Origin of the sequence: Psychrobacter sp. TB20-MNA-CIBAN-0197, from assembly GCF_040309765.1 — a bacterium.
Classification (GTDB): Bacteria; Pseudomonadota; Gammaproteobacteria; order Pseudomonadales; family Moraxellaceae; genus Psychrobacter; species Psychrobacter submarinus.
This window is the reverse complement of sequence record NZ_JBEOPC010000885.1, coordinates 1-259: the sequence shown is the minus strand read 5'-3', so window position 1 is coordinate 259 and position 259 is coordinate 1. Positions and strand designations below refer to the sequence as shown.

The window sequence follows — 259 nt, the reverse complement described above, 5'->3', positions numbered from 1 at the left end:
ACTTAGCCCCTGCTCGTTCGCTGCTTTTTTTGCAAGTTCAGCTTGGGCAATCACTTTATCAAGGCCTTGTAATGATTGTTCAGCTTTTTTGTAAAATTTAGCCGTTTTACTTATTTTTACCAGCTTAATAAATTCATCGATTGCGGTATTAAATTCGTCAATCTGTGTAGCCTGCACTGCTTGTTTATACGCAAGGCCCGTATTTTTCATATTTATTTCAAGATCGACAGGTTCCTCGGCTAAAACCAATGAGCTAAAT

The 259-nt window shown here is 37.8% G+C and carries 1 protein-coding gene; it reads right to left on the bottom strand.

The annotated features are described in order from the left end of the window. Positions 1-259 (bottom strand): cytochrome b562 (locus AAEY83_RS16405; RefSeq protein WP_351060747.1); only part of this gene is annotated, 259 nt, incomplete at both ends.